The organism is Streptomyces phaeofaciens (assembly GCF_014648915.1).
Classification (GTDB): Bacteria; Actinomycetota; Actinomycetes; order Streptomycetales; family Streptomycetaceae; genus Streptomyces; species Streptomyces phaeofaciens.
The window spans coordinates 720,272-744,219 of record NZ_BMSA01000002.1 but is presented as its reverse complement, the minus strand read 5'-3'; the positions used below and the strand labels follow the sequence as shown (position 1 = coordinate 744,219).

Annotated in this window: 26 protein-coding genes; 11 read left to right on the top strand and 15 right to left on the bottom strand. The window is 71.6% G+C overall.

The features are described 5' to 3' along the window. Positions 1-16 precede the first annotated feature (16 nt). Entirely contained in the window at positions 17-1,447 is a 1,431-nt protein-coding gene (pyk, locus tag IE275_RS06875) for a pyruvate kinase (protein WP_189708622.1), read from the top strand. Between the two features lie 160 nt (positions 1,448-1,607). Here the strand turns inward: pyk and IE275_RS06870 are convergent, their stop codons facing one another. From IE275_RS06870 to IE275_RS06855, 4 genes are all read right to left on the bottom strand, one after another. Then, a complete protein-coding gene (locus IE275_RS06870) occupies positions 1,608-3,011 on the bottom strand; it encodes a hypothetical protein (RefSeq protein WP_189708620.1) in 1,404 nt (467 codons plus the stop codon). Then, positions 3,001-3,630: a DUF6114 domain-containing protein gene (locus IE275_RS06865; protein WP_189708618.1), complete on the bottom strand. Its 630-nt coding sequence runs from the start codon at positions 3,628-3,630 to the stop codon at positions 3,001-3,003. Before IE275_RS06865 ends, IE275_RS06870 begins: the two co-directional genes overlap by 11 nt. A 119-nt stretch (positions 3,631-3,749) precedes the next feature. Beyond that, positions 3,750-4,385 (bottom strand): DUF6230 family protein, encoded by a 636-nt coding sequence (locus tag IE275_RS06860; RefSeq protein ID WP_189708616.1) that lies wholly within the window; start codon positions 4,383-4,385, stop codon positions 3,750-3,752. A gap of 648 nt (positions 4,386-5,033) precedes the next feature. After that, positions 5,034-6,008: a tetratricopeptide repeat protein gene (locus tag IE275_RS06855; RefSeq protein ID WP_189708614.1), complete on the bottom strand. Its 975-nt coding sequence runs from the start codon at positions 6,006-6,008 to the stop codon at positions 5,034-5,036. 238 nt (positions 6,009-6,246) lie between these two features. Here IE275_RS06855 and IE275_RS06850 point away from each other — a divergent pair, with 238 nt between their 5' ends. Then, positions 6,247-6,876, top strand: coding sequence for a TetR/AcrR family transcriptional regulator (locus IE275_RS06850; protein WP_189708611.1), 630 nt, complete (start codon positions 6,247-6,249; stop codon positions 6,874-6,876). 6 nt (positions 6,877-6,882) lie between these two features. On the opposite strand, the gene icmA is transcribed toward IE275_RS06850, so the two are convergent. From icmA to IE275_RS06830, 4 genes are all read right to left on the bottom strand, one after another. Beyond that, positions 6,883-8,583, bottom strand: coding sequence for a coenzyme B12-dependent isobutyryl-CoA mutase large subunit (gene icmA / locus IE275_RS06845; protein WP_189708609.1), 1,701 nt, complete (start codon positions 8,581-8,583; stop codon positions 6,883-6,885). Positions 8,584-8,709: 126 nt separating this feature from the next. Continuing rightward, complete coding sequence (locus tag IE275_RS06840; RefSeq protein ID WP_189708607.1) at positions 8,710-9,048, bottom strand: DUF3817 domain-containing protein; 339 nt, start codon at positions 9,046-9,048, stop codon at positions 8,710-8,712. 43 nt (positions 9,049-9,091) lie between these two features. Next, positions 9,092-9,601, bottom strand: a complete 510-nt coding sequence (locus IE275_RS06835) for a MarR family winged helix-turn-helix transcriptional regulator (RefSeq protein WP_189708605.1) — start codon at positions 9,599-9,601, stop codon at positions 9,092-9,094. Positions 9,602-9,612: 11 nt separating this feature from the next. Continuing rightward, positions 9,613-10,869 (bottom strand): MFS transporter, encoded by a 1,257-nt coding sequence (locus tag IE275_RS06830; protein WP_229870129.1) that lies wholly within the window; start codon positions 10,867-10,869, stop codon positions 9,613-9,615. Between the two features lie 109 nt (positions 10,870-10,978). On the opposite strand from IE275_RS06830, the gene IE275_RS06825 reads away from it, so the two are divergent. Then, positions 10,979-11,968: an ArsR/SmtB family transcription factor gene (locus IE275_RS06825; RefSeq protein WP_189708603.1), complete on the top strand. Its 990-nt coding sequence runs from the start codon at positions 10,979-10,981 to the stop codon at positions 11,966-11,968. Positions 11,969-11,977: 9 nt separating this feature from the next. On the opposite strand, the gene IE275_RS06820 is transcribed toward IE275_RS06825, so the two are convergent. After that, positions 11,978-12,997: a matrixin family metalloprotease gene (locus IE275_RS06820; protein ID WP_229870128.1), complete on the bottom strand. Its 1,020-nt coding sequence runs from the start codon at positions 12,995-12,997 to the stop codon at positions 11,978-11,980. 182 nt (positions 12,998-13,179) lie between these two features. Here IE275_RS06820 and IE275_RS06815 point away from each other — a divergent pair, with 182 nt between their 5' ends. Genes IE275_RS06815 through IE275_RS06805 form a run of 3 tightly spaced genes read left to right on the top strand, consistent with a single transcriptional unit; the run spans position 13,180 to position 15,241 of the window. After that, the gene (locus IE275_RS06815) at positions 13,180-13,932 is read left to right on the top strand and encodes a hypothetical protein (RefSeq protein ID WP_189708599.1); all 753 of its coding nucleotides are present in this window, start codon (positions 13,180-13,182) and stop codon (positions 13,930-13,932) included. After that, on the top strand, positions 13,929-14,609 hold the full coding sequence (locus tag IE275_RS06810; protein WP_189708597.1) for a DUF4166 domain-containing protein: 681 nt from the start codon (positions 13,929-13,931) through the stop codon (positions 14,607-14,609). Before IE275_RS06815 ends, IE275_RS06810 begins: the two co-directional genes overlap by 4 nt. Beyond that, entirely contained in the window at positions 14,606-15,241 is a 636-nt protein-coding gene (locus IE275_RS06805; RefSeq protein WP_189708595.1) for a TetR/AcrR family transcriptional regulator, read from the top strand. Before IE275_RS06810 ends, IE275_RS06805 begins: the two co-directional genes overlap by 4 nt. Before the next feature lie 59 nt (positions 15,242-15,300). Here the strand turns inward: IE275_RS06805 and IE275_RS06800 are convergent, their stop codons facing one another. Next, positions 15,301-15,594, bottom strand: a complete 294-nt coding sequence (locus tag IE275_RS06800; RefSeq protein WP_189708593.1) for an MTH1187 family thiamine-binding protein — start codon at positions 15,592-15,594, stop codon at positions 15,301-15,303. Next, entirely contained in the window at positions 15,591-15,944 is a 354-nt protein-coding gene (locus IE275_RS06795; protein WP_189708591.1) for a DUF3817 domain-containing protein, read from the bottom strand. The genes IE275_RS06800 and IE275_RS06795 overlap by 4 nt, the downstream gene beginning before the upstream one ends. 171 nt (positions 15,945-16,115) lie before the next feature. Between IE275_RS06795 and IE275_RS06790 the strand changes: the two genes are divergently transcribed. The 4 genes from IE275_RS06790 to IE275_RS06775 all read left to right on the top strand — a co-directional run bounded on the left by IE275_RS06790 (position 16,116) and on the right by IE275_RS06775 (position 18,773). Beyond that, positions 16,116-16,748, top strand: a complete 633-nt coding sequence (locus IE275_RS06790) for an AIM24 family protein (RefSeq protein ID WP_189708766.1) — start codon at positions 16,116-16,118, stop codon at positions 16,746-16,748. Between the two features lies 1 nt (position 16,749). Continuing rightward, positions 16,750-17,400, top strand: coding sequence for an AIM24 family protein (locus IE275_RS06785; protein ID WP_189708589.1), 651 nt, complete (start codon positions 16,750-16,752; stop codon positions 17,398-17,400). Continuing rightward, positions 17,397-18,203: an AIM24 family protein gene (locus IE275_RS06780; RefSeq protein ID WP_189708587.1), complete on the top strand. Its 807-nt coding sequence runs from the start codon at positions 17,397-17,399 to the stop codon at positions 18,201-18,203. Before IE275_RS06785 ends, IE275_RS06780 begins: the two co-directional genes overlap by 4 nt. A gap of 93 nt (positions 18,204-18,296) precedes the next feature. Continuing rightward, the gene (locus tag IE275_RS06775) at positions 18,297-18,773 is read left to right on the top strand and encodes a MarR family winged helix-turn-helix transcriptional regulator (RefSeq protein ID WP_189708585.1); all 477 of its coding nucleotides are present in this window, start codon (positions 18,297-18,299) and stop codon (positions 18,771-18,773) included. Positions 18,774-18,777: 4 nt separating this feature from the next. Here IE275_RS06775 and IE275_RS06770 read toward each other — a convergent pair whose 3' ends face one another. Together IE275_RS06770 and IE275_RS06765 are read right to left on the bottom strand one after the other, a co-directional pair. Then, positions 18,778-20,190, bottom strand: a complete 1,413-nt coding sequence (locus IE275_RS06770) for a sensor histidine kinase (RefSeq protein ID WP_189708583.1) — start codon at positions 20,188-20,190, stop codon at positions 18,778-18,780. Continuing rightward, the gene (locus IE275_RS06765) at positions 20,187-20,927 is read right to left on the bottom strand and encodes a response regulator transcription factor (protein WP_189708581.1); all 741 of its coding nucleotides are present in this window, start codon (positions 20,925-20,927) and stop codon (positions 20,187-20,189) included. The genes IE275_RS06770 and IE275_RS06765 overlap by 4 nt, the downstream gene beginning before the upstream one ends. A 123-nt stretch (positions 20,928-21,050) precedes the next feature. Between IE275_RS06765 and IE275_RS06760 the strand changes: the two genes are divergently transcribed. After that, positions 21,051-21,602, top strand: coding sequence for a PepSY domain-containing protein (locus IE275_RS06760; protein WP_189708579.1), 552 nt, complete (start codon positions 21,051-21,053; stop codon positions 21,600-21,602). Positions 21,603-21,626: 24 nt separating this feature from the next. Here IE275_RS06760 and meaB read toward each other — a convergent pair whose 3' ends face one another. Both meaB and IE275_RS06750 read right to left on the bottom strand, forming a co-directional pair. Then, the gene (gene meaB, locus IE275_RS06755; RefSeq protein WP_189708578.1) at positions 21,627-22,583 is read right to left on the bottom strand and encodes a methylmalonyl Co-A mutase-associated GTPase MeaB; all 957 of its coding nucleotides are present in this window, start codon (positions 22,581-22,583) and stop codon (positions 21,627-21,629) included. 35 nt (positions 22,584-22,618) lie between these two features. After that, a complete protein-coding gene (locus IE275_RS06750) occupies positions 22,619-23,818 on the bottom strand; it encodes an acetyl-CoA C-acetyltransferase (RefSeq protein WP_189708576.1) in 1,200 nt (399 codons plus the stop codon). Positions 23,819-23,948 lie beyond the last annotated feature (130 nt).

The window sequence follows — 23,948 nt, the reverse complement described above, 5'->3', positions numbered from 1 at the left end:
CCGATAGGATCGCCCCATGCGCCGTTCGAAAATCGTCTGTACTCTCGGCCCCGCGGTCGACTCCCACGATCAGCTCGTCGCGCTGATCGAAGCCGGCATGAACGTGGCCCGCTTCAACTTCAGCCACGGCTCGCACGCCGAGCACCAGGGCCGGTACGACCGGGTCCGGGCCGCCGCCAAGGAGACCGGCCGGGCCATCGGTGTCCTCGCCGACCTCCAGGGCCCGAAGATCCGTCTGGAGACCTTCGCCGAGGGACCGGTGGAGCTGGTGCGCGGTGACGAGTTCACCATCACCACCGAGGACGTCCCGGGCGACAAGACGATCTGCGGTACGACGTACAAGGGCCTGCCCGGTGACGTCTCGCGCGGTGACCAGATCCTGATCAACGACGGCAACGTCGAGCTGAAGGTCCTGGACGTCGAGGGCGCCCGGGTCAGGACGATCGTCATCGAGGGCGGTGTCATCTCCGACCACAAGGGCATCAACCTGCCCGGCGCGGCCGTCAACGTGCCCGCGCTGAGCGAGAAGGACATCGAGGACCTGCGGTTCGCGCTGCGCATGGGCGCCGACCTGGTCGCGCTGTCCTTCGTCCGCGACGCCAAGGACGTGGCCGACGTCCACCGGGTGATGGACGAGGAGGGCCGCCGGGTCCCCGTCATCGCCAAGGTGGAGAAGCCGCAGGCGGTGGAGAACATGGAGGACGTCGTCGCGGCGTTCGACGCCGTCATGGTGGCCCGTGGCGACCTGGCCGTCGAGTACCCGCTCGAGAAGGTCCCCATGGTGCAGAAGCGCCTGATCGAGCTGTGCCGGCGCAACGCCAAGCCGGTGATCGTGGCGACCCAGATGATGGAGTCGATGATCACCAACTCCCGTCCGACCCGCGCCGAGGCCTCCGACGTGGCCAACGCGATCCTGGACGGCGCCGACGCGGTCATGCTGTCCGCCGAGTCGAGCGTGGGCGCGTACCCGATCGAGACCGTGAAGACGATGTCGAAGATCGTCACCGCGGCCGAGCAGGAGCTGCTGAGCAAGGGCCTCCAGCCGCTCGTCCCGGGCAAGAAGCCGCGCACGCAGGGCGGTTCGATCGCGCGCGCCGCGTGCGAGATCGCCGACTTCCTCGGCGGCCGGGGCCTGGTGGCCTTCACCCAGTCCGGCGACACCGCGCGCCGGCTCTCGCGCTACCGCGCGTCCCAGCCGATCATCGCGTTCACCACGGACGAGAACACCCGCAACCAGCTGGCGCTCAGCTGGGGCGTCGAGTCGCACGTCGTCCCGTTCGTGAACAGCACCGACGAGATGGTCGACCTGGTGGACCAGGAGATCATCAAGCTCAACCGGTTCAACCCGGGCGACATCGTCATCATCACCGCCGGCTCGCCCCCCGGTGTCCCCGGCACCACCAACATGGTCCGGGTGCACCACCTCGGCAGCGGCGCGAACGACTGAACCGGCGGCCCTGCACGGGCCCGGCCCCGCGAAGGGGCCTGAACGGCGCTGAGGGCGCCCCCTGCGACAGGGGGCGCCCTCAGCGCTTGTGCGGCTCCCGAACGGGCTTCTGCGGGGACCCGGGGCCGGTCCGGGCCGGCCGTCGAGTCGGTGGTGCCGTCTAGTCGGTGGTGTAGACGTGCATCCCCGGGATGTGCAGGTTGCCGCCCATCTGGCCGGCCTGCACGACCTTCACCTTGGTGAAGTAGATCAGCGGGATGTTCAGCGGCGGCGGGTTCTCCGGGTCGAAGGTGACCGGGATCAGACCGAACAGGTTCCCCGAGATGCTCTCGGTGTACATGATCGTGTCGCCGTCGCGGATCGTGGACGTGCTGCCCGAGGACGCCTGGACGTGGTACGTCTTGCCCGCCTGCTTGTCGTCGACCGTCTGGTGCAGGTCGCCGATGTCGGTGCCGTCGGAGATGACGTACTTCAGGACCTTCTTCTTCGTCCCGTTCGCCGTCTTCACCTCGACGATGCCCTGGTAGTCGGCGCCCTTCAGCAGCAGCGAGCTGGCGTTGAGGTACCAGGGGTCGTTCGCCAGCGGCGTCTTGTTGTCGATGCCGCTCTCGTCGAGGGTGGCGACGGGGCAGTCGTCGGTGTCCGTGGCGCTCTCGGACGCGCTGGGCGAGGCGGTGGCCTCGTCCGCGGTGTCCTCGGCGGCGTCGTCCGCGGTGTCGTCGGCGGCGTCGTCCGCGGTGTCGTCGGCGGCGTCCGCGGCGTCCTTCACCTCGTCGGCGACGGCGTCCGTGGTGTCCTTGACGATGCCGGTGTCGTCCTTGCCGGAGTCGCCGGCGGCGGTGTCGTCCGAGGAGCCGGAGCCGTCGGAGGAGCCCGGGTCCGTCGAGGAGTCGCCGGTACCGGTCGACGCCGAGGCGGACTCCGACGGGGCCGGGCTCGCGTCGGTGGACGTGTCGGAGCCCTTGTCGCCGTCGAAGAGGTCCGTGATGGCGTCCCCGATGGTCTCCAGGACGTTCTTGTCCGTCTCCTCGGCCGACGGGCTCGCCGTGGCCGTGTCGCCGGAGGACGACGTGGCGGACTGCTCGGTCGTGGACGCGGCCTCGGAGGACGCGGCCGGCGCGGGCTCGGCCTGTTCGTCGGAACCTGAATCCGACGACGAGGAGTCGCCCGAACCGCTCGACGTGTCCTTCGAGTCGTCCGCGGTGTCGTCCGTGGAACCGTCGTCCGACGCGGAGTCGTCCTTCGCGTCGTCGGTGGACTCGGAGGCCGTCGGCGACGGCGAGGCCGACGCGGAGGCGTCCGCCTCGTCCAGGGCCGCCACACAGTCCTTGTACTCGTCGATCGTGAGGCTCTTCGACGTCGGCTGGTCCTCGGCGTTGGCGAGGGTGGGTGTGAAGCCCATCCCCATGAGGACCGCCGTGGGCATGGCGGCCAGGGCTATCGCCTTGCCGGCCGGCATGTGGAACCTGGTGAACAGCGGCTTCTTGGGTGCCGCGTGGCGGGGACCGGTTCTCACAGGGGACGCCTCCACGTCAATCCCGTGAGTCACCTCGTCAGCCGGCACTGTGCCTCCCGTTCGCCCCGTTGTTGGCCGGGCTCGTTCCTGACAGATCGTTCGGCTCGCCCGCGCGGTCGTCGTCCCTGGCGGGGGACGGATCCTTGGTGAGGGCCGGGCCCGTGCTGTACGGGTTCTCGGCGAGCTCACCGGCGGGGGTGGTGCTCTGGGGGAACGCGCTCTCGGGGGCTCCCCCGGCGGCCGGCGCGGCGGCCGGCGCTTCCGGCGCGGGCGGCGCACCCGGCGCCCAGGACACGGCCATCGCCCCGCCGATCAGCGCGAACAGGAAACCGATGAGGAATCCACCGAGGTTGGCCACCGGGATGGACACCAGGCCGAGCAGGATCGCCGCGACACCCGCGAAGGTCCGTACGTGCTTCTGGAACCACAGGCTGACGCCCAGGACGCCCAGCAGCACGCCGATGATGAGGGAACCGGCGCCCGCGGTGGTCGCCATCGCCAGCGTCAGGTGGCCCACCTGAAGGTGTGCGTACGGGAAGTAGGCGATGGGGAACCCGCTGAAGAGAACGAACAGGCCGGCCCAGAACGGCCGCGTGCCCCGCCAGGCGCGGAACTGCTGCCTCCGGAGGGTGAACTGGCCGGGGGCGACAGGAGTCTCGGCGCTCATGGAAAACAGCTCCCTGGTGCGGCTTTGCTGTGGTGGAGATGTGGGCCGCGAGTGAAGACACGGCGCTTCAGAATGGACGGGCGGGGGCGCCACCGGCCCCCCCGCCCATCAGCGAGTGCTTAGTAGCACTCCTTGACACCCGTCGACAGCGACATCTTCAGGCCGCTGAGCTTGAAGGTTCCGGCAGTGGTGGCCCACGCCGTCTGCTTCACGTCGGACAGCACGGCGGAGTCGGCCTGCTGGCCGAACCCGTACGGGTTGGCCTGCTCGCTGCCACCCTTCATGCCCGGACCCTTGTTGAGGTCCTTCGCGGCGACACCGATCTCGATGTTGTTGAACACGGCGTCGGCGGCCAGGTCCTCAACGTCGATGTACAGGTTGTCGGCCTCGACCGGCTTGTCGCCACCGCCGGCCTTCAGCGTGAGGCTGACCGAGCCGAGCAGCGGGATGTTCGGGGTGACCACGGACTGACACATGTTCGTGATCGTGGCGCTCTTGAACGACGAGACGGCGACGGGGTGAGCCGTCTTCTTGCCGTCGAGCGTGTAGCCCGAGTCGAGCGCGCCGTACTGGGCGAAGCCCTGACCGACGAGCTTGTCGGCCGTCACCTTGAACGACTGACCCGACACGCTGAACGACGCGGCGAGCGCACCCTGCGCGAGGGCAACGCCTATGCACGCCGTGGCAGCCACGCTGGGCACCATGACGACGGCGAACCGCTTCCATCTGGTCCCGCCACGCACCTGGGACTCCATATTTCCTCCTTCTCGGACGTACATCTCCTGACCCCGATTCACCACCTGGGCGGCGGCTCAGCCGGGCAGGGATGGGAGAAGTGCTACGTCCTCGGGAAGGGGAGCGCCCGTATCGGAGGCGCAGTCCGCGCACCGATCACCGGCGATCACCCCCGAGCGACAACCACTGGTCGCGCCTGACACGCATCACGCACAACCTTGCTGGACAGGCTCCACCGACCGGCGAAGACCCCCCTGCCCGAGAGCCGGCGTCACAGCCGCCGGCCCTGCTCGGTGGGGACCCAGGAAAACCCGTTGCCCCAACCGGCTGTCGGGGTACGTCATTGGACCGAGCGTGGCCGATCGTGGTGCATTCTGGCCGCCCGCACAAGGGGGTTCGTTACTCGCTAGTAACGGCCGGATAACCGAACAACGACCCACAGGTCTCGGGCGGCGACGCAGGGTGGCAGAAAGGCCCAGAACAAAACTATTGATCGAGGGACAGAACCCGACACATCAACGGCCTGGGCTTACTTGAAGTAACAGCGGCCGCGATTACCAAGATTTGGTAAAACGCGGCCGCAGGGGAACCTCATCGGCAGAACTTTCACTCCGGAACCACAGGCCCCGACGTTTAGCGACTGGTCAGGAACCGGGCCCCCGCCCCGCTCAGAACAGGGCCCTCGCCAGCGCCCGGCGCGCCGCGGCCACCCGCGGGTCCTCGGGCCCGACGACCTCGAACAGCTCCAGCAGCCGCATCCGTACGGCGTCCCGGTCGTCGCCGGCCGTGCGGCGCACGGCGTCGATCAGCCGCCCGAAGGCGTCCTCGACATGACCGCCCACCAGGTCCAGGTCGGCGGCGGCGATCTGCGCGGCGGCGTCCCCCGGCTTCTCGGCGGCGTCCTTGCGCACCTGCTGCGGGTCCATGTCCTGCACCCGGTGCAGCAACTCGGCCTGCGCCAGACCCAGTTTCGCCTCCGTGTTCGCCGGGTCGTCCGCGAGCACGCTCCGGTACGCCTGCACCGCACCGCCGAAGTCCCCGGCGTCCAGGGCGTGCACGGCGGCTTCGAGGAGGGCGTCGTGGGGGCCGGCCGGGGCCTCGGCGGGCTCAGGGCGGCCGCCGGACTCGGCGTCGGGGTCGACGGTCAGGCCGGTCAGGCCGAAGCGCTCCTCGGCGACCTGCACCAGCTGGTCGAGGGTCTGCCGGACCTGCGCCTCACCGGCGGCCCCCTGGAAGAGCGGCAGGGCCTGCCCCGCGACGACCGCGAAGACGGCCGGGATCCCCTGGACCCCGAACTGCTGCATCAGCATCTGGTTGGCGTCGACGTCGATCTTGGCGAGCAGGAAGCGGCCGTCGTACTCGACGGCGAGCCGCTCCAGGACCGGGCTCAGCTGCTTGCAGGGCTGGCACCACTCGGCCCAGAAGTCGATGACGACGGGCACCTCGGCGGAGCGCTGGAGGACGTCCCGCTCGAATCCCGCCTCGTCGACGTCGATGACGAGATCGGCCGGGGAGACGGCCCCCGCGCCGCCCTGCCGTGCCGTTTCGGCGCGCGTCTGCTCCGCCTTGGCCTTGGCCTCCTGGGCCGCCTTCACCGCGGCGAGGTCGACGACTCCGCTCATGGACATGTTCCGTGGCTGCATGCGTCTATCCTCCCCCGTCCGCGCGTGTACGTGAAAAACGATCGGCGAGCGTTCCCGAACGAGCGCCGGGGTCCCCACCCCACGCTCCACGGTCGTGGCCCGCGCACGTCCAGCACGGGCTTTCGCTACGAGTCGTAGCGTAATGCCAGGGGGTGCCTTCATGGGGCCACTCCCTGGTGATCTCCCTCACGGGCGCAGGGGAAACGCCATGGCGCAAAACGGCGGTTATGGTCGGGGGATGCAGATCCGCACCCCCGTTTGCCGTACCGGCCGCCCGCGCAGCGCCGCCGCCGACACGGCGATCCTGGCCGCGACCCGGGCGGCCCTGGTCGAGCTGGGCTGGTCGAAGCTCACCCTGGGGGACGTGGCGACCCGCGCCGGGGTGGCGAAGACGACGCTCTACCGGCGCTGGCCGGGCAAGAACGAACTGGTCGTGGACGCGGTCGCGGAACTCTTCGGCGAACTGGAGCTGCCCGACCGCGGCAGCCTGGCCGCGGACATCGAGGGCGTGGTGCTCCAGTTCGCGGCGATCCTGGCCCGCCCCGAGGCAAAGAGCGGCCTGATGGCGGTGGTCGCGGAGTCCACGCGCGACGACGCGCTGCGCGAGCGCATCCGCGCCTCCATCGTCGACCCGCAGAAGGATCTCGTGCTGGAGGGGCGCGCCCGCGCCCAGACCCGCGGCGAACTCCCCACGGAGACCGACCCCGAGGAGGCCGCCCGTACGGTCGACCTCATCTTCGACGTCGTCGCGGGCGCGGTCGTCCACCGCACCCTGGTCAGCGCGGAGCCGGCCGACGAGGAGTGGGTGCGCGACTTCACCCGCGTCCTCCTCCTCGGCCTGACGGCGTCCGCGCCGGAGAGGTTCTAGGCCGGCCTAGAATCCCGCGGGTTCGGTGTACACCCCCCACTCGTCGCGCAGGACGTCGCAGATCTCGCCGAGGGTCGCCTCGGCGCGGACGGCGTCCAGCATGGGCTCGATCATGTTGCCGCCGTCCCGGGCGGCGGCGAGCATCGCGTCCAGCGCGGCCCGCACCCGGGCGTCGTCCCGTCCGGCCCTGCGCTGCGCGAGGTGGCGGACCTGCTCCCGCTCCACCTCGTGGCTGACGCGCAGGATCTCCAGGTCGCCGGTCACGGAGCCGGTGTGGACGTTGACGCCGACGACCCGCTTCTCGCCCTTCTCCAGGGACTGCTGGTAGCGGAAGGCGGACTCGGCGATCTCGCCGGTGAACCAGCCGTCCTCGATCCCGCGCAGGATCCCGGAGGTGATCGGACCGATCGGGTGCCGCCCGTCGGGGTGCGCCCGCAGCCCGCGTTCCCTGATCTGCTCGAAGATCCGCTCCGCGTCGGCCTCGATGCGGTCCGTCAGCTGCTCGACGTACCAGGAACCGCCCAGCGGGTCGGCCACGTTGCCGACGCCGGTCTCCTCCATCAGCACCTGCTGGGTGCGCAGCGCGATCTCGGCGGCCTGCTCGCTCGGCAGCGCGAGCGTCTCGTCGAGGGCGTTGGTGTGCAGCGAGTTGGTGCCGCCGAGGATCGCCGAGAGCGCCTCCACCGCCGTACGCACCACGTTGTTGTACGGCTGCTGGGCGGTCAGCGAGACACCGGCGGTCTGGGTGTGGAAGCGCAGCCACTGCGCCTTCTCGGACTTCGCGCCGTAGACGTCGCGCATCCAGCGGGCCCAGATCCTGCGCGCAGCGCGGAACTTGGCGATCTCCTCGAAGAAGTCGAGGTGCGCGTCGAAGAAGAAGGAGAGGCCGGGGGCGAAGACGTCCACGTCCAGACCGCGGGACAGGCCCAGTTCGACGTACCCGAAGCCGTCCGCCAGCGTGTACGCCAGCTCCTGTGCGGCCGTCGCGCCCGCCTCGCGGATGTGGTAGCCGGAGACCGACAGCGGCTTGTAGGCGGGGATGCCGGCCGCGCAGTGCTCCATCAGGTCGCCGATGAGGCGCAGGTGCGGCTCGGGCGGGAAGAGCCACTCCTTCTGCGCGATGTACTCCTTGAAGATGTCCGTCTGGAGCGTGCCGTTGAGGACGGCCGGGTCGACGCCCTGGCGTTCGGCGGCGACCAGGTACATGCAGAAGACGGGGACGGCCGGACCGCTGATGGTCATCGACGTCGTCACGTCGCCGAGGGGGATGTCCTTGAACAGGACCTCCATGTCGGCGGCGGAGTCGATGGCGACCCCGCAGTGCCCGACCTCGCCCAGGGAGCGGCGGTCGTCGGAGTCGCGGCCCATGAGCGTCGGCATGTCGAAGGCCACCGAGAGGCCCCCGCCGCCGTTGGCCAGGATCATCTTGTAGCGCTCGTTGGTCTGCTCGGCGTTGCCGAACCCGGCGAACTGGCGGATGGTCCAGGTCCGGCCCCGGTAGCCGGTCGGGTACAGACCGCGGGTGAAGGGGTACTCACCGGGCCAGCCGATCCGCTCGAAGCCCTCGTAGGTGTCGCCGGGCCGGGGCCCGTACACCGGCTCCACGGGGTCTCCGGAGAGCGTGGTGAAGTCCGCGTCGCGCTTGCGCGAAGCGTCGTACCGGGCCTGCCAGCGACGGCGGCCCTCCTCGATGGCGTCAGCGTCCATGGCTCAAATTTACTTGGACGTCCTAGTAAATGTCGACCGCTATTAGTAGGACGTCCTAGTAAATCTTGATGCGACACCGCCGCACGCGACGCGTACGGCGGTGGGGCCCAGTGCGGTGGCGCGGGGTTACGCCTTGGCGACGGCCGGCTCGGCGTCGGCGGGCGTCGCCTCCAGCTCGCGGCTGATCCGGCGCTCGACGAAGAAGGCGGCCGTCGGGATCGTCCCGGCGAGCAGCACCCACAGCTGCTTGGCGACCGGCCACTTCGCCTTGGAGCCCAGGTCGAAGGCGAAGACCAGGTAGACGACGTAGAGCCAGCCGTGCGCGATGGAGACGGCCCGGGTGGCGTCCGCCGCGCCGTCCAGGTCCAGTACGTACTTGCCGACCATGCACAGGCACAGGAGGACCAGCAGCACACCGGTGACGTAGGCCATGACGCGGTAGCGCGTCAGCACGCTCTTCTTCATGCCGTCGAGCGTAACGGCCCGTTCCGGTAGATCTTGGACCGGGTCACTCGTCCTCGAAGTCGTGTGCCGCGACCCGCAGCGGCCGCAGCATCGCGAAGATCTCCGCGCACTCCTCCGCGTCGTACGCCCCCAGCCCGAAGTCCATCGCCATCAGATCGCCGGTGGCGGCCTCGACGACCTCGCGGCCCTTGTCCGTGATGACGGCGAGGGTGCCACGGCCGTCGTTGGGGTTGGGCCGCTTGTCGACCAGGCCGGAGCGCACCAGACGGTCGACGGTGTTCGTCACCGACGTGGGGTGCACCTGGAGCCGCTCGCCGATCTTCGACATGGTCAGCTCGCCCTCCTTGGAGAAGGTCAGCAGCACCAGCGCCTCGTAACGGGCGAACGTCAGCCCGTACGGCTTGACCACCGCGTCCACCTCGGCGAGCAGGATCTGGTGGGCGCGCATGATCGAGGTGATCGCGGCCATGGAGGGCACGCTGCCCCAGCGCTGCTTCCAGAGCTCGTCGGCGCGGGCGATGGGGTCGAAAGGGAGGCTGAGCGGCTTCGGCACGGCACCAGACCCTACCCGCCGGTCATATCCTGGGCAGCCCCGTCTCGGCTTTCGGTCCGCCGGGCCTCCACGGCGAGCAGCACACAGCACACGGTCCCCAGCAGTCCGGCCCCAACGACCGCCGCCCGCACCCCCATCAGCTCCGCCGCGACCCCGGCCAGCGCCATCCCGACGCCCTGGAAGGTCATGAGCCCGGCGGTGAGCAACGTCATCGCCCGGCCGCGCAGTTCCTCCGGCACGGCCCGGACGAACCACTGGTCGAGTCCGAGGGTGTACGCCGCCCCGGCGCCCGAGACGACCAGGAGCAGGAGGGAGACGGCGAGGCCGGGGCGCAGGGCGTAGCCGAGGTAGGGCAGCAGGGTCACGCAGACCAGCGGCAGGGCGACGCGCTCGCGGATGGCGGGGCGCAGCCGGGACCCCGCGTACAGCTCGCCCGCGACCGTGCCGACCGGCAGCGCGCACATCAGCAGGCCGAGGGCGAGCGGTCCGGCGCCGAGGTCGTGGGCGTAGGGCGCCGCGAGGGCCTCCGGCGCGACCGCGAACACCGGCGGGATCCAGGTGAGCAGGAGCAGCACCCGCACCCGCCGGTCGGCGAGCACCAGCCGGGCGCCCTTGAGCGAGTCCCCGACCAGGGTGCCGCCGTCCCGGGCGCGGGCCGGGCGCCGGCGGGTGCCCAGCCGCAGGACGGCGGCGGAGGCGAGGAAGGTGGTGACGGTCACGAGCAGGGCCTGGCGCGGGGAGGCGGCCGTGAGCAGCAGGCCGCCGAGACCGTAGCCGGTCAGGAGCGCGCTCTGCGAGACGATCCGCAGCAGGGAGCGGCCGAGGACGAACAGGTCGCCGTCGCCGAGGATGTCGGTGAGCGTCGCCATCCGGGTGCCGGCGAACACCGGCGAGACGACGGCGAGGGCGCAGCGCAGGGCGAGCAGGACGGCCAGCGGCGCGCCCGGCAGGGTCATCGGTACGACGCACACCGCGCACACCAGGTCGCAGGTCACGAGCACCCGCCGGGCCGGCCGGCGGTCGGCGACGCCCGCGAGCAGGGTGCCGCCGACGACGTAGGGCAGGAAGCCCAGGGCGAAGGTGAGCGCGCTCATGAGGGGCGAGCCCGTGAGGTCGTAGACGAGGACGGACAGGGCGATCTCGGCGACGATCACGCCGAGCAGGGAGAGCGTGTGGGCGGCGAGCACGGCCCGGAACTCGGGGACGGCGAGCACGCGGGCGTACCCGGAAGGGGGCGCCTGCGGGGTGGTGGTCATGACCTCTGGCATGACGGGCAGCGTGCTCGGCGCGGGCCGCGGAACCTATAGTTTCGGGCACAGCCGAATGTTCCGGGCGCGCCCGCCGTCCGGGAGCCCCCTCCTCCCCCCGGTAGGTCCCATGCCCTCGCGTCTGCACTTCGGCGAGGACGACTTCCTGCGCTGCCGGTTCGCCGTGTCCCCTCTGTGGGAGACGCAGGAGGTGGTGCGGATGCTCAAGCGGCCCGACCGGCACGGCTATCACGCGCCCTGGCTGCGCCGCATGGGCGCGGTGGCGGCGGGGCTGGACCTGACGGGGCTGTGGCTGCTGATGCCGCGCCGGGGCCACACGCCCGACTGGCTCTGCCCGCCGCCGATCGGTCCGGCCGCCTCCTTCGAGGAGGAGATCGCCGCCGTGCGGGCGAGCGATCCGCGGGCGGCGCGCGCGGACACCGCCCAGTCGCTCGCCGACACACCGGGCGCCCTCGGCTCGGCGCGGGGGCGGAGATGGCTGCGGGATCCGGCCGGGATGGTCCGGGAGCTGTCGGACACCCTGGAGGAGATCTGGCGCACCCTCGTGGCGCCGGACTGGCCCCGGCTGCGCACCCTGCTGGAGGCGGACGTGGCGTTCCACTCGCGCCGGCTGGCCGAGGTGGGGCTCGGCGGGCTGCTGCCGGAGATCAGCCGGCGGTGCGGCTGGCAGGCCGGGACGCTGACCGTCGAGTTCCGGGGCGAGCACGAGCGGCGGCTGGACGGGCAGGGCCTGGTGCTGGTGCCGAGCGTGTTCATCTGGCCGGACGTCCTGAGCACCTTCGACCCGCCGTGGCAGCCGACGCTCGTCTATCCGGCGCGCGGCATCGGCGGGCTGTGGGCCGAGCCCGACGGCCGGGCGACGCCCGAGGTGCTCGTACGGCTGCTGGGGCGCGGGCGGGCCGCGGTGCTGGCCGCGCTCGACGAACCGGCCGGCACCGTCGCCGTCGCGCACCGCCTGGGCCTCGCGCCGTCGTCCGTCTCCGCGCATCTGACGCTGCTGCGGGACGCCGGGCTGCTCGTCGCGCGGCGCTACGGCCACCAGGTGCTGTACGAGCGGACGCCGCTGGGGATGGCGCTCGTGGCGGGCGGCACCGCCTGAGCCGGCCGGTCAGTACAGGTCGCGCAGTCCGAGGACGTCGCCCTTGCCGAGGGTGCGGGCGCTGGTGGAGCAGGCGTAGGAGTTCGCGTACATGGTGAGGTTGCCGTGGCCGGGGCCCGCGTGGCCCAGGCCGAAGACATGGCCGGCCTCGTGCGTGGCGACGCTGCGGATGTCGTAGGCGTTGTCGCAGGAGTCGCTGGTGGGCTGGTTGGTGAAGCGGTAGTCGCGGATGTTGAAGCGGACGTCGGCCTCGATCAGCTGGTCGGGGCGGGGGCCGGGCACGGGGTGGCTCCAGGAGCAGGTGGTGGCGACGACGCTGCTGCTGAGGTCGCCCGCGTCCCAGACGTTCAGTCCGTCGCGGGTGGTGCAGCGGGCCTCGCTGTCGACGTCGGCCTCGTGGTGGGTCGTGGCCACGTACCGCGCCTTGGCCATGACGCTGTCGCCGAAGCCGCAGTCGTTGCGGCTGCCGGTGATGGTGGCGATGGCGTCCTCGAAGGCCCGACGGGCCTCGGCGGGGGTGACGCCGCCGGGCTGCGGGCCGTCGCCGAGGAACCAGTCGTAGGTGTTGTACTCCTTGCGGTCCGCGGTGGTGAAGGCCGTGTCGGTGCAGGGGCCGGGCGAGTCGGCGCGGCTGCCGCCCGCGCCCGCCGGGGCGCCGGCCCGGCCGATGCGGCCGGTGCGCTCTTCGTGACCGGCGTGGTCGCCGTCGTAGGAGACCGTGCCGTCGGCGGCGACCCGCACGGTGAGGCCGTGGGCGGAGCCGTCCACGGTCAGCGCCTCGACGCTCACCGTGGTGCCGGGTTCGGGGACGGCGACGCCGACGCCCTCACGGGTGACGAGACGGCCGACGGCGGCGCAGCGGGTCACCGAGGATCCCGTGGGCAGGTCGTCGACGGTGAGGTCGCCCCGGGCGAGCCCGCACCCGGGCGCCCCGCCGATGCCTCCCGTGCCGGGGACGGACAGCAGTGCCGTCAGTACGAACGCCCCGGCCGCCCTGCCGGGGAGTCCCGGCCCACGCCACCCTGTCACGCATCCTCCCGCTGAACACCCGGCCATTCGCCTGTGATCGATCCGGGGAGACATTCACCGCCCCGAGCGGCCCGAAACCCCTCACTCTGTCGCCTCATTGAGCGACCGCTCAAACAGGTGTACCGTCCCCCACGGACCAGTTGAGCGATCGCTCAAACACCGGCCCGACATGGGGGATTGGCATGGGGCTCTACATCGAGGCGCGGATCCGCGCCGACCTGGACGAGGTGTGGACACGCACTCAGGACCCGGCCCTGCACGGCCGTTGGGACCTGAGATTCACCGAGATCGCCTATCTCCCGCGCGCGGAAGGCGCACCGCAGCGCTTCCGCTACGCCACGCGCGTGCTGCCGTTCCTGACCCTCGCCGGGACAGGCGTGGCGGCCGGCGAGCGGGAACGCCCGGACGGCACCCGCACCTCCGCCCTGCGCTTCGCCTGCCCGCACCCCCTGTCCCTGCTCGCGGAGGGCAGCGGCTACTGGCGCTACGTCCCGGACGGCGACGGGGTCCGTTTCCTCACCGGCTACGACTACCGCCCCCGCTGGGGCGCCTTCGGCGCGCTCGTCGACCGGCTGTTCCTGCGCCCGCTGATGGGCTGGGCGACCGCCTGGTCCTTCGACCGGCTGCGGCTGTGGCTGGAGCGGGACATCACCCCCGAGCGCGCCCTGGCCAACTGGCTGGTGGAACTGGCGGTACGTGCGTGTGCGGTCGTGGTCGCCGTCGCCTGGCTGGGCATCGGCCCCGTCCTGCCGCTGTTCGGGGCGCTCGCGGCGTCGCTGGCGTACCTGTGCCCGCTGCTGCTGAGCGTGGTGGTCTGCGTGGCCCTCTGCGCGCCGCCCCTCGCCCACACCCCCGCGGCCCGCCGCTGTCTGCGCGGGCCGGTGACCCCCGCACGGGCGCCGCGCGTGCTGCGCGCCCTGGAGAACCCGCGGTGACCTCGATCTTCCGTACGGCGATGGGGGACGGGTTCGACCGGCTGCACCCCCGGCTGCGGCGCCGGTTCTCGGTGGGCCTGGCGAGCGGCGAGGCGTGCACGGGGCGCGGCGTGATGGAGACGATCTGGCACGGCGGGGCCTGGGTCCGGCCGTTCCTGGCGCTCGGGGCGACCCGCAACATCCTGCTCCCGCGCGCGGGACGGAACGTTCCCTTCGTGATCGAGAACGTTCCGTACACCGACGGCTTCGGCCGTGAGACGGTGAGCTTCGTGCGTACCTTCGACCTGCCCGACGGCCCGCGCCGGTTCGACGCCCAGATGGTGCTGGGCCCCCGGGGCGACCGGGTCCTCGACTATCTGGGCACCCATCAGCACCTCGCCACGGACCTGCGGTTCACCGCCGAGCCGGACGGCTCCCTGCTGATCCGCTCCGGCGAGCACCGCTTCCGGGAGGGGCCGGTGGACGTGCGCGTGCCCGAGCTGATCGGGGCTCGGGCGGAGGTACGGGAGTCGTACGACGACCGGGCGGACCGGTTCCGCATCCGGGTGCGGGTGGTGAACCGCCGCTTCGGCCCGCTCTTCGGCTACGAGGGTTCCTTCACCGCGACCTACACGGACGTCCGCGACCAGGGGGTGCGGCCGGGACTGCGCCCGGTGCGCGAGGAGGCACGCGCGTGAGCACGGACACCAAGACCCGGCTCCTGGAGGGGGCCCTGCGGACGCTCGCCGAGCAGGGCATCGCCAAGACCTCGGCCCGGACCGTCGCCGCGGCCGCCGGGGTGAACCAGGCGCTGGTCTTCTACCACTTCGGCTCGGTCGACGAACTCCTCGCGGCGGCCTGCCGCTACGGGGCCGAGCGCACGGTCTCCCCGTACCGTGCCCGCTTCGACGAGGTGGCCTCCCTGGCCGAACTCCTCGCCCTGGGGCGTGAGATCCACACGCAGGAGCGGGCCGGCGGTCACGTCATGCTGCTGGGCCAGCTGCTGGCCGGCGCGCAGACGCACGAGGCGCTCGGCCCGGCCACGGCCGCCGGTCTCGACCTGTGGATCGTGGAGATCGAGAAGGTCCTGGACCGGGTGCTCGAAGGCACCCCGTTCGGCGAGTTCACCGATCCGTCGGGCCTGGCCCGGGCGGTGGCGGCGTCCTTCGTCGGCATCGAGCTGTACGAAGGCGTCGACGCCGCCGGGGCCACGGCCGCGCTGGACGCCCTGGAGCAGCTGGGCCTGCTGGTCGCCGCGCTGGAGGAGCTGGGCCCGGTGGCCCAGCGGGCGGTGCGGCAGTACCTGCGGCGGGCGTCCGCGCGCCGGTGAGACGCGCGGCCGGGGCTGCGCCCGGTGCGCGGACTCCGGTGGGACACGCGGCGTGCGGCCTACTCCCCCAGGTACCGCTCCACCGTCTCCACCTTGGACGTCAGCCCGTCCGTGACGCCGGGGCGGATGTCCGCCTTGAGGACCAGGGAGACCCGGGGCGCGCGTTGCTCCACGGCGGCGACGGCGCGCCGGACGACGTCCATGACCTCGTCCCACTCGCCCTCGACCGAGGTGAACATGGCGTCGGTGCGGTTCGGCAGGCCGGACTCGCGGACGACCCGGACGGCGTCGGCGACGTACTCGCCGACGTCCTCGCCGACGCCCAGCGGGGTGACCGAGAAGGCGACGATCATGCGCTGACGGCCCCTTCCTTGCGGGCGCGGGAGGCGATGGCGGCGTCGACGGCGTTCTCGGCCTCACGGCGCAGCCTGCGCTCGGCGAAGAAGCCGCCGGTCGGCAGGACGGAGAGCACGAAGTAGAGGGCCGCGGTCTTCGGCGACCACTTCGCGCGGTTCCAGGCGTCCGCCCAGAAGAGCACGTAGAGGACGAACAGCACGCCGTGGAGCATGCCCATCACGGGCACTGCGTTGAAGTCCGTGGTCCGCTTCAGCACCGAGCAGACGAGCAGCAGCAGGAAGGACACGGCCTCGGGGGCGGAGACCAGGCGCAGGCGGCGGAGGGCGGAGGCTGTCTTCAGGTCCACGGGGGTCACCTTCGGGAAGTTCGGCGTCGTTGGCGGGGCGACTTGTGAACGCGCGCACAAGCGTGCGCCCATTGTGGCAAACGGTCCCCCTAGGGGTGCCGTCAGGGTCGGAATCCACCCATGGGCCCTGTTCCCTCCACCCCGGCGACCGCTACCTTTCGCAGCGTGGCGATGTTCCGACTGCAAGGCAGCAAGGTGCTCGCCGTCGACATGACCGGGGACGCCGTGAAGGCGAAGAACGGCTCGATGGTCGCGTACGACGGTCAGATGACCTTCAAGAAGCTCAGTGGCGGCGGTGAGGGCATCCGGGGGATGGTGACCCGGCGGCTCACCGGCGAGCAGATGACCGTGATGGAGGTGACAGGACAGGGCACGTGCTGGTTCGCCGACCGCGCCTCGGAGATCAATCTCGTCCGTCTCCAGGGGGACAAGCTGTACGTGGAGTCGAGCAATCTGCTCGCGACCGAGGCGGGCCTGCGGACGGGGACGAGTTTCACCGGGCTGCGCGGGGCGACCCAGGGCAACGGTCTGTTCACGACGACCGTCGAGGGGCACGGCCAGGCGGCCCTCACCTCCGACGGGCCGGCCGTCGTGCTGCGGGTCAGCCCGCAGTACCCGCTGACCGTCGACCCCGGCGCGTACATCGCGCACCAGGGCAACGTCCGGCAGTCCTTCCAGTCCGGGGTGACGTTCCGCACACTCCTGGGCGAGGGCGGCGGCGAGGCCTTCCAGATCCGGTTCGAGGGGGACGGCCTGGTGTACGTCCAGCCGAGCGAGCGCAACACGATCGCGGGGGACGTGTGACATGACCTTCCGCGAGATCAACTCCAAGATGGTCGAGGCCACGGTGGTGCCCGGCCAGCGGCTGTTCAGTCAGCGCGGCGCCATGCTGGCGTACCGCGGCGAGGTGTCCTTCACCCCGAACATGCAGGGCGGCCAGGGCGGCGTGATGTCCATGATCGGGCGGCGGCTCGCCAACGAGGACACGCCCCTGATGAGCGTCGAGGGCAGCGGCACGGTCCTCTTCGGGCACGGCGGTCACCACGTGCACGTCATCCAGCTCACCGGGGACACCCTCTGCGTCGAGGCGGACCGCCTGCTGGCCTTCGAGGGCACCCTCCAGCAGGGCACCATGTTCCTGGGCTCGCAGGGCGGGGTCATGGGCATGGTCCGGGGCCAGGTCAGCGGTCAGGGCCTGTTCACCACGACGCTGAAGGGCCACGGCGCGGTCGCCGTGATGGCCCACGGCGGTGTCTTCGAGATCCCCATCACCCCGCAGCGCCCGATCCATGTCGACCCGCAGGCGTACGTCGCCCACCACGGCGACGTCCGCAACAAACTGTCGACGGCGCTGGGCTGGCGGGACATGGTGGGCCGCGGTTCCGGAGAGGCGTTCCAGCTGGAGCTGAGCGGCAGCGGTGCGGTGTTCGTCCAGGCGTCGGAGGAGAAACTGTGAGCGGCTACCCGGGCGCGGGACCGACCGTGCACGACCCCATGACCCTCCCGGTCGACGACAACGTGAACGCGTACACCTTCTGCGTGGAGCTGAAGGGGAGCCAGTGGTTCCTCCAGAAGGGGAAGATGATCGCCTACTACGGCTCGATCGACTTCAACGGCGTCGGACACGGCCGTCTGGACCGTCTGGTACGTACGTCGTTCCATTCGCCTCTGCACGCGAGCGACTGGGTCGTGGCCGAGGGCTCGGGCAAGATGCTCCTCGCCGACCGGGCCTTCGATGTGAATTCCTACGACCTGGACAACGGCAACCTGACCATTCGCTCGGGCAATCTGCTCGCTTTTCAGCCAAGTCTGTCGCTGAAGCAATCGATCGTGCCGGGTTTCCTCACGCTGATCGGAACCGGAAAGTTCGTCGCCGCATCTAACGGTCCGGTGGTGTTCATGGAACCTCCGATCCGGGTGGACCCGCAGGCGCTCGTCGGCTGGGCCGACTGCCCCTCGCCCTGCCATCACTACGACCACGGGTACATGACCGGCGTCATGGGCGGTCTACGTGCGCTGACAGGGCTGGGCGGGGCTTCCGGGGAGGAGCACCAGTTCGAGTTCGTGGGCGCCGGGACGGTGCTCCTCCAGTCGACCGAGACCCTGATGGCCGAGCAGGCCACGGGGGCCGTTCCGCACCAGCCGGGAGTGCCCGGCGGCGGTGGGACGCCCGGCATGCCGGGCGGGCACGGCGGACAGTCGGGGGGACCGCGCCTTCCCGGACAGCTGGGGGACCTCCAGCGTCGCTTCGGGCTGTGAGCGGTAGTCTGCGGAGTGTGACATCGAACGCGTGCCCGCTGTCACACGAACCCTCACTAGTACGCATTTCAACATTTTAGGTAGACTTCATTCATGGAGACCGAAACGGCCACTCGCTGGCTGACCGATGCGGAGCAGTGCGCCTGGCGCACCCACCTGGAGGTCAACAGACTGTTGACGTACCAGCTCGAGAAGGATCTCCAGCCGTTCGGCCTGACGATGAACGACTACGAGATCCTGGTGAATCTCTCCGAGTCGGAGGACGTCCGGATGCGGATGAGCGACCTCGCGTCCGCCACCCTCCAGTCCAAGAGCCGTCTCTCGCACCAGATCACCCGCATGGAGAACGCGAACCTGGTGCGCCGTGAGAACTGCGAGTCCGACCGCCGCGGCCTGTACGCGGTGCTGACCGAGCACGGCATGGAGACGATGAAGAAGGTCTCGCCCCACCACGTGGCGTCCGTGCGGCGCCACTTCATCGACCTGCTCACGCCCGAGGCGCTCACCGACCTCGACAAGTCCCTCAAGCCCATCGCGGAACACCTCCGCGGGCAGCGCGGACGCCCGTAGGCGCCTAGGGAGACCCTCCCTGGGGCAGGTCCTGGCAGACCGGCAGGCGGAGCTCGAACAGGGCTCCGCCCGCCGGCGTCCGACGGACCGTGAGCGTGCCGCCGTGCCGGACGGCCACATCCCGGGCGATGGCCAGGCCCAGGCCCGCCCCGCCGTCGTCCCGGCCCCGCGCGTCGTCCAGCCGGACGAACCGCTCGAAGATCCTCTCCCGGTCCGCCTCGGGCACCCCGTCCCCGTCGTCGGCGACCCCGACGAACACCAGGGCACCCTCCCGGCGCACGGTCACGACGACCGCCGAACGGGCGTGCCGCCGCGCGTTGTCGAGCAGGTTGGCCAGCACCCGCCCCAGCTGCCCCCGCGACCCGGCCACCTCCACCGGCTCGACGTCCACCCGCACCCCGGCCCGCCCCGCCGCCTCCTCGCGCACCAGCGCCGCCAGGTCGACCCGCGCGCCCTGCACCGGCCCCTCCCCCGCGTCCAGCCGGGCGAGCAGCAGCAGATCGGCCGCCAGCCGTTGCAGCCGTACGGTGTCCTCGACCGCGCCCGCCACATCCAGCAGCCCGGGGTGGGCGGCGCCCACCTCCAGCTGGGTGCGCAGCGAGGCGATGGGGCTGCGCAGCTCGTGGGAGGCGTCGGCGACGAAGCGGCGCTGGCGCTCCACGGAGGTCTCCAGCGCGGCCAGCGTCTCGTTCGTCGTCCGGGCCAGCCGGGCGACCTCGTCGTGGGTGTCCGGCTCGGGCACCCGGCGCCCGAGGTCCGCGGAGGCGGTGATCGCGGCCATCTCCCGCCGGATCCCCTCGACCGGGCGCAGCGCCCGCCGGGTGACCAGCCAGGTCACGCCCGCCACGACCGCGAGCAGCAGCGGGAAGCCGATCAGCAGGGCGGTGAGGGCGGTGCGCACGGCGCTCCGCTCGGCCTCCAGGGGCGCGCCCGCGTGGACGGTGAGCAGGCCCTTCGCCGGGTCCCGCACGCCGACGGAGGCGAACCGGTAGTCGGCGCTCTCGCCGTCGACGGTCGCGGAGCCGTCGGTGAAGAGGGTCTCGTCGTCGATCTCGCCGGGTTCGAGGCCGTCGGCGGAGTCGTCGGAGTCATCGTCAAAGACGGCGGTGGCGGCCACGCCCGCCGTGTCGATCCGCTCCAGGTCCTCGCTGGAGGCGACCGGCCGGCCGGTGGCGTCCACGATCCGGACCGGCCGCTCGTCGTCGTCCATCGAGGAGAGGCCGTCGTACGGCGTCCCGACGGCCAGCTGGGCGGCGACGGCCCGGGCGGTGCGCTCCGCCCGGCCGCCGGCCTGGTCGGTGAGGCTGGAGCGCAGCGACAGCAGCACGGCGGCGCCGGCCACGAGCAGGGCGACGGCGACGACGAGGGTGGCGCCGAGCGTCGCCCGCGCCCGGACCGAGCCGAACCGGCGCCTCATCGCACCGTCTCCGGCCGCTCCGGCCGCTCCAGCCGGTACCCGGCGCCGCGCACGGTCCGGATGAGCCCGGCGCCCAGCTTGCGGCGCAGCGCGCTGACGTACACCTCGACGATGTTGGGGTCGCCGTCGTAGGCGAAGTCCCAGACGGCGTCGAGGATCTCGGCCTTGGACACCACCTCGCCGGCCCGTGTCACCAGCTGCTCCAGGACGGCGAACTCCTTCGCGGTGAGCGCCACCTCGTCCCCGGCGAGCAGGACCCGCCGGGCGGCGGTGTCGACCCGCAGCTCCCCGAGGACATGGACGCGCGAGGCCCCGGCGCCCCGCGCGCGGCGCCGCAGCAGGGCCTTGATCCGGGCGACGAGGACGACGTACGAGAACGGCTTGGTCAGATAGTCGTCCGCACCCGTGTCCAGGCCCTCCGCCTCGTCGTACTCGCCGTCCTTGGCGGTGAGCATCAGGATCGGCACGTCGTCGCCGGCGGCACGCAGGGCGGAGCAGACCCGGTAGCCGTTCATCCCGGGCAGCATGATGTCGAGGACGAGCAGGTCGTACGGCGATTCGCCCGCCCGGTGCAGACCCTCCAGGCCGTCGTGGACGACGTCGACGGCGTATCCCTCGGCGGCCAGGCCCTTGGCCAGGGACAGGGCGAGCCGGCGTTCGTCCTCGACGATCAGCAGCCGGAAGGGCCGGCGTGCGTCGCCTTCGGCGGGGTGGTGGCGGGTGACGGGCGGGCGCATGGGGTTCAGGGTGCCAAACCGAACCTGAAGCGGTCTTCAGGCTCCTTCAGGGTGCCTTCAGCCGGGCTCGGGCAGCGTGGTTCCCGTCGAGACCGACAGCAACCCGACCCGGGAGGAACCCCCATGAAGCGCAAGCTCGTCATCGCCGCCGTCGCCACGTCCCTCGTGCTCGGCTCGGGCGCCGCGATCGCCTTCGCGGACGGTGCGCCCGGGACGGCCGACGCCTTGCCGCGGACCGAGGCGAAGCCGGCCTCCGGCACCGCGAAGACCGAGGTCACGGAGGCGATCGCGGCCGCGCTGGCGCACACTCCGGGCACCGCCGTCGCCGCCGAGCGCGAGGACGACGGCGCCGATGCCGGCACCTGGCAGGTGGACGTCGTCCGGGCCGACGCCACCGCGTACACGGTCACCGTCTCCCCGGACACCGGCAAGGTCCTCGGCGCCCACCGCGACACCGGCGACGACGGCCGCGAGGATCTCACCGCCCTGCGGAACACGACCGTCGACGCCCGCGAGGCCGCCCGGGCCGTCGCCCCCGAGGGCAGCGTCACGGAGGTCGACCTCAACGACGACGAGGGCGAGGGCGCCACCACGTGGAGCGTCGACACCGCCACGTCCGGCGCGTGGACGGTCGACGCCCGCACGGGCAAGGCCACCCAGGACCAGGACGACTGACGGACGACCGACGACGGTCGGCGCCTAGCCCTGGGTGAGCCCCGTCACCAGTTCGTCCGCGGCTCGGTACGGGTCCAGTTCACCGGCGACGATGCGGTCCGCCAGGGTGCTGAGGCGGCGGTCGCCGTGGAGGTCGCCGATGCGTTCGCGCAGGGCGGTGACGGCGATCGTCTCGACCTCGCGGGAGGCGCGGGAGCGGCGGCGGTCCGCCAGGACACCGCGCTCCTCCATCCAGGCCCGGTGCTTCTCCAGGGCCTCGACGACCTCGTCGATGCCCTCGGCGCGGGCGGCGACCGTCTTGACGATCGGCGGGCGCCAGTCGCCGGGGCCACGGGACGGGCCGAGGCTCAGCATGTGGTTCAGCTCACGTGCGGTGGCGTCGGCGCCGTCACGGTCGGCCTTGTTGACCACGTACACGTCGCCGATCTCCAGGATGCCCGCCTTGGCGGCCTGGATGCCGTCGCCCATGCCGGGGGCCAGCAGGACCACGCTCGTGTCGGCCTGGGAGGCGATCTCGACCTCCGACTGGCCGACGCCGACCGTCTCGACCAGGATCACGTCGCAGCCCGCCGCGTCCAGGACGCGGATCGCCTGCGGGGCGGCCCAGGCGAGGCCGCCCAGATGGCCCCGGGTGGCCATGGAGCGGATGTAGACGCCGGGGTCGGAGGAGTGGTCCGACATCCGGACGCGGTCGCCGAGCAGGGCGCCGCCGGAGAAGGGCGAGGACGGGTCGACGGCCAGGACGCCGACCCGCCTGCCCTGCTTGCGGTACGCCGTCACCAGCGCCGAGGTGGACGTGGACTTGCCCACGCCCGGCGAGCCGGTCAGGCCCACCACGTAGGCGTTGCCCGTCAGCGGGGCGAGCGCCGCCATCACCTCCCGGAGCTGCGGGGACGCCCCCTCCACCAGGGAGATCAGCCGGGCCACGGCCCGTGGCCGGCCTTCCCTGGCCTGGGCGACCAGCGAGGAGACGTCCTGCATCACAGCTCCGTTCAGAAAGGGTCGGACAGCGGGTCTCAGGCCTTGGGGACCCGCACGATCAGCGCGTCGCCCTGACCGCCGCCGCCGCACAGCGCGGCCGCGCCGACCCCGCCGCCACGGCGCTTGAGCTCCAGGGCCAGGTGCAGCACGACCCGGGCACCGGACATGCCGATCGGGTGGCCCAGGGCGATGGCACCACCGTTGACGTTCACCTTTTCCGTGGACACGCCGAGGTCCTTCATTGACTGGACGGCGACGGCGGCGAAGGCCTCGTTGATCTCGATGAGGTCGAGGTCGGAGACCTCCAGGCCCTCCTTGCCCAGGGCGTGCTTGATGGCGTTGGACGGCTGGGACTGGAGCGAGTTGTCCGGCCCGGCGACATTGCCGTGGGCGCCGATCTCGGCGATCCAGGCCAGGCCCAGCTCCTCCGCCTTGGCCTTGCTCATCACGACCACGGCCGCGGCGCCGTCCGAGATCTGCGAGGAGGTGCCGGCGGTGATCGTGCCGTCCCGGGTGAACGCCGGGCGGAGCTTGCCGAGGGAGTCCACCGTGGTGTCGCCGCGGATGCCCTCGTCCTTGCTGAAGACGACCGGCTCGCCCTTGCGCTGCGGGATCTCGACGGGGGTGATCTCCGCCTCGAAGACGCCGTTCTTCTGCGCGGCGGCGGCGCGCTGGTGGGACAGGGCGGCGATCTCGTCCTGTTCGGGGCGCTTGATGCCCAGGCGCGTGTTGTGCTTCTCGGTCGACTCGCCCATGGCGATGTTCTCGAAGGCGTCGGTGAGGCCGTCGTACGCCATCGCGTCGAGCATCTCGATCGCGCCGTACTTGAAGCCCTCACGGGACTTGGGCAGCAGGTGGGGGGCGTTGGTCATGGACTCCTGGCCGCCGGCCACCACGATGTCGAACTCGCCCGCGCGGATCAGCTGGTCGGCCAGCGCGATCGCGTCGAGGCCCGACAGACACACCTTGTTGATCGTGAGCGCCGGGACGTTCATCGGGATGCCCGCCTTGACCGCGGCCTGGCGGGCCGGGATCTGGCCCGCGCCGGCCTGGAGCACCTGGCCCATGATCACGTACTGCACCTGGTCGCCGCCGATCCCCGCACGGTCGAGAGCGGCCTTGATCGCGAAGCCGCCGAGGTCGGCTCCCGAGAAGGACTTCAGCGAGCCCAGCAACCGACCCATGGGCGTCCGGGCGCCCGCGACGATCACCGAGGTGTTCGTTCCAGAAGACATGAGCTGTGATCCCCTTACCGGCCTGCACAGCCGAGGAGTGAACGAGGGTTTACTTCGAATGTACTGAGCGGTACTCCACCCGTCATCCGCCCTTCGGTGTGATCGCGCGCACGTTGCGTAACCACCGCCG

Excerpts from the sequence above, each read along its gene's own strand:
- pyk (WP_189708622.1), top strand. The coding sequence starts at position 17 with ATGCGCCGTTCGAAAATCGTCTGTACTCTCGGCCCCGCGGTCGACTCC.
- IE275_RS06865 (WP_189708618.1), bottom strand. The coding sequence starts at position 3,630 with ATGAGCGCCGAGACTCCTGTCGCCCCCGGCCAGTTCACCCTCCGGAGG.
- IE275_RS06860 (WP_189708616.1), bottom strand. The coding sequence starts at position 4,385 with ATGGAGTCCCAGGTGCGTGGCGGGACCAGATGGAAGCGGTTCGCCGTC.
- IE275_RS06855 (WP_189708614.1), bottom strand. The coding sequence starts at position 6,008 with ATGCAGCCACGGAACATGTCCATGAGCGGAGTCGTCGACCTCGCCGCG.
- IE275_RS06850 (WP_189708611.1), top strand. The coding sequence starts at position 6,247 with ATGCAGATCCGCACCCCCGTTTGCCGTACCGGCCGCCCGCGCAGCGCC.
- icmA (WP_189708609.1), bottom strand. The coding sequence starts at position 8,583 with ATGGACGCTGACGCCATCGAGGAGGGCCGCCGTCGCTGGCAGGCCCGG.
- IE275_RS06840 (WP_189708607.1), bottom strand. The coding sequence starts at position 9,048 with ATGAAGAAGAGCGTGCTGACGCGCTACCGCGTCATGGCCTACGTCACC.
- IE275_RS06830 (WP_229870129.1), bottom strand. The coding sequence starts at position 10,869 with ATGCCAGAGGTCATGACCACCACCCCGCAGGCGCCCCCTTCCGGGTAC.
- IE275_RS06825 (WP_189708603.1), top strand. The coding sequence starts at position 10,979 with ATGCCCTCGCGTCTGCACTTCGGCGAGGACGACTTCCTGCGCTGCCGG.
- IE275_RS06815 (WP_189708599.1), top strand. The coding sequence starts at position 13,180 with ATGGGGCTCTACATCGAGGCGCGGATCCGCGCCGACCTGGACGAGGTG.
- IE275_RS06800 (WP_189708593.1), bottom strand. The coding sequence starts at position 15,594 with ATGATCGTCGCCTTCTCGGTCACCCCGCTGGGCGTCGGCGAGGACGTC.
- IE275_RS06790 (WP_189708766.1), top strand. The coding sequence starts at position 16,116 with ATGTTCCGACTGCAAGGCAGCAAGGTGCTCGCCGTCGACATGACCGGG.
- IE275_RS06785 (WP_189708589.1), top strand. The coding sequence starts at position 16,750 with ATGACCTTCCGCGAGATCAACTCCAAGATGGTCGAGGCCACGGTGGTG.
- IE275_RS06775 (WP_189708585.1), top strand. The coding sequence starts at position 18,297 with ATGGAGACCGAAACGGCCACTCGCTGGCTGACCGATGCGGAGCAGTGC.
- IE275_RS06770 (WP_189708583.1), bottom strand. The coding sequence starts at position 20,190 with ATGAGGCGCCGGTTCGGCTCGGTCCGGGCGCGGGCGACGCTCGGCGCC.
- IE275_RS06765 (WP_189708581.1), bottom strand. The coding sequence starts at position 20,927 with ATGCGCCCGCCCGTCACCCGCCACCACCCCGCCGAAGGCGACGCACGC.
- IE275_RS06760 (WP_189708579.1), top strand. The coding sequence starts at position 21,051 with ATGAAGCGCAAGCTCGTCATCGCCGCCGTCGCCACGTCCCTCGTGCTC.
- meaB (WP_189708578.1), bottom strand. The coding sequence starts at position 22,583 with ATGCAGGACGTCTCCTCGCTGGTCGCCCAGGCCAGGGAAGGCCGGCCA.
- IE275_RS06750 (WP_189708576.1), bottom strand. The coding sequence starts at position 23,818 with ATGTCTTCTGGAACGAACACCTCGGTGATCGTCGCGGGCGCCCGGACG.